Below are 3,008 nucleotides of genomic sequence, written 5' to 3'. Positions count from 1 at the left end.
CTTCACTATTAGGGTTTAAATGCATCCCTTGACCACTCTTATGCATGCTATAACCAATCAGAATCATATCGTAACGATGTTTGAAGGTATCAAATAACTCTCCAAAGGTAATACTTTTTTCAAGCTCTGGTACTAAAAAACTGTATAAAGTTGCACCGTCTAAGGTAGATAGTAATTTCTCAGTCACCTTGCTGGAGCCAGGATCTTGCATACTTCTCACCATCATCTGTGCACTGTTATCAATACTACATTCGATATTAGGACAGTGAATTTTTAATAGTTGAGCTTTTGTCTCATCAAAAAAGTGTGCGGTAATATTGGCATTTTTATCGGCAAAGGTGGCAATACTCAGTGCAATTGAAAGTGTTTCATCATCGGAATTGCCATCAATAATAATGCGTTGTGCTTTACGTAATGCAATCCTGTCTAATTCTTTAGTGTCCGAAAAGGCACCTAATTTGGCAAAAGAAACTTCTTCGACGTCAGGTAGCGGGTTTTTCATATCTTGCGTTACACATAATAAAATACGGCGCTCTTGGCGTTTTTTATCACCCAAGATCAATTGCACAATTTGATTTGTAGAATGCTCATCCCAGCATAATAAAAGAATATGGTCAGTTAAGTGTGAGTAGTCATTACTACCGTTCATATTTTTTCTCGCTATATCAATGAATAGTTGCGTTGTTTTACCAATAAAAGAAGCAAATACAATTAAACCCGATGGGATCTGCCATAGGGCGACTATTGCCTTTCCTAAATCCGTGGTTGGGCTGAAATCGCCAAAACCGACGGTTGATACCACCACCATATTATAATAAAAGAATCTGATAGGGTCAGTGGTTAACTCTGGCTCTTGTGCAAGCACAAATAAAAAATAGGTGATCAGTGCTTGCAGTATTAATAGAGCAAGCATCGCAGGCCAAGTTAATCGGCGTGTTAACTTCTGTAAAATTCTCGCTAATTGTGATGACGATAAGTAAGTACGCATATAAAAGTCTTAGCTATGTTTGGCATGTGATAAAAAGTATCGATATGCTGGATTTAATGTCTCATCCTTATAACTATAACCTAACGCGTCTAAATGTTGACTAAATTCAGCAGTTTGTGTGTCATCCAACTCAAAACCTGCAAGCACTTGTCCATAAGCTGCACCATGGTTTCGATAATGGAATAGGGTGATATTCGCATGCATGCCTAAAAGGTTTAAGAATTTTAATAGCGCGTTAGGATGCTCTGGAAACTCAAAGCTGTAGAGGCGCTCAGTCAGTTGTTGTGAAGGTACACCACCAACCATGTAACGAACATGCAATTTAGCCGTTTCATCGTGACTTAAGTCTGCTACTGAGTAACCAGCATCAGTTAAGCCTTCAGTTAAACTGCTTAGTTCATCAAAACCTTGAGGCGTACGAACACCCACAAAGATATTCGCTAACTTACTATCGCTATAACGATAATTAAACTCAGTGATCACTCGACCATCTAGTTGGTTACAGAAGGCTAAAAATGCCCCTTGTTTTTCAGGGATAGTGACGGCCAAAATACTTTCATTTTGTTCACCTAATTCACATCGTTCAGAGACGTAACGTAAGCTATGGAAATTAACGTTAGCACCACTTAAAATAGCCGTTAAGCGTTGATCTTTTAATTGATGCTGTTGTGCATATTTTTTCAAACCGGCTAATGATAATGCACCAGCGGGTTCCGCAATAGCACGTGTATCATCAAAGATATCTTTTACTGAAGCACAAATCTCATCACTGTTTACCGTGATCACTTCATCGATATATTGTTGGCATAAGCGGAAGGTTTCTTGGCCGATAGTTTTTACTGCTACACCATCTGCAAATAATCCAACCTTAGGTAATGTCACCGGTCCACCTGCTGCTAATGCCGCTTTTAAACAAGCGGCATCTTCAGGTTCAACGGCAATAATCTTGATATGTGGTAATAGTTGCTTAATATACACAGCAATACCAGCCGCTAAACCGCCGCCACCAACAGGTACGAATATTTTATCAATGTGAACATCTTGTTGTAGTAACTCTTTGCCCACTGTCCCTTGCCCCGCAATAATATCTGGATCATCAAAAGGGTGGATCAAGGTGTAACCATGTTGCTCAGCTAGCGCCAATGAATGTGCATTAGCAGCATCAAAACTTTCACCTATTAGCACAACGGTAGCGCCAAAACTACGAACAGAATTGACTTTAATATCGGGTGTGGTCTTTGGCATAACAATGGTCGCTTTCACGCCCATTTTTTGAGCTGATAAAGCAAGACCTTGTGCATGGTTACCTGCTGATGCGGCAATCACACCATTGTTTTTTTGAACATCAGTTAAACTTGCTAACTTATTATAAGCACCACGTAGCTTAAACGAGTGAACAGGCTGTAAGTCTTCTCGTTTTAGTAAAATATGATTATCTAAACGCTTAGATAATTTCTTTAACGGTTGTAGCTTAGTTTCAATAGCTGCTTCATAGATAGGCGCTAATAAGATATTTTTTAAATATTGTTCACTGCTGATGTTCGACATTACTGGCCTTGTTATTATTGTTTTATATTCAATGGGAAAAACTATTTATTTTACCGTAGCAAATAGTTTACCTAAACGCGTGACACTTGATGGGGCAAGTTCCTCAGCAAACTCAATGGATTCTTTAGGGAATAGGGCAACAATTGTGCTGCCTAGTTTAAAGCGACCCATTTCTTGACCTTTTTCGATAACGATCTCTTGGTCTTGGTAATCCCAGTATTGTAGCTCTTTGTTTTTCTGTGCCTTTAATGTTCCTTCCCATACTGTCTCAATACTACCCACAATAGTTGCACCCACTAATACCATCGCCATTGGGCCTACTGCTGTTGAGAAAATTGCAACCGCACGTTCATTACGTGCAAACAAATTCGGTACATTTTGCGCCGTTAATGGGTTCACTGAAAATAGATCACCAGGAATGAAAATGAGCTGCTCTAATTTACCCGTCATAGGCATATGGATGCGATGGTAA

Annotated in this window: 3 protein-coding genes; all 3 read right to left on the bottom strand. The window is 39.3% G+C overall.

The genetic code is table 11. The features are described 5' to 3' along the window. Window positions 1-988, bottom strand: a 988-nt coding sequence (locus DS885_RS08570) for a potassium channel family protein (RefSeq protein ID WP_147232342.1), incomplete at its 3' end; no start/stop codon positions are given. Window positions 989-997: 9 nt separating this feature from the next. Continuing rightward, window positions 998-2,536: a threonine ammonia-lyase, biosynthetic gene (ilvA, locus tag DS885_RS08565; protein WP_113819024.1), complete on the bottom strand. Its 1,539-nt coding sequence runs from the start codon at window positions 2,534-2,536 to the stop codon at window positions 998-1,000. A 45-nt stretch (window positions 2,537-2,581) separates the two neighbouring features. Further along, on the bottom strand, window positions 2,582-3,008 hold a 427-nt coding region (asd, locus tag DS885_RS08560), incomplete at its 5' end, for an archaetidylserine decarboxylase (RefSeq protein WP_113819023.1).

The organism is Psychromonas sp. B3M02 (genome assembly GCF_003318165.1).
Taxonomy (GTDB): Bacteria; Pseudomonadota; Gammaproteobacteria; order Enterobacterales; family Psychromonadaceae; genus Psychromonas.
This window is presented reverse-complemented; position numbering and strand designations above follow the sequence as displayed.

Excerpts from the sequence above, each read along its gene's own strand:
- ilvA (WP_113819024.1), bottom strand. The coding sequence starts at position 2,536 with ATGTCGAACATCAGCAGTGAACAATATTTAAAAAATATCTTATTAGCG.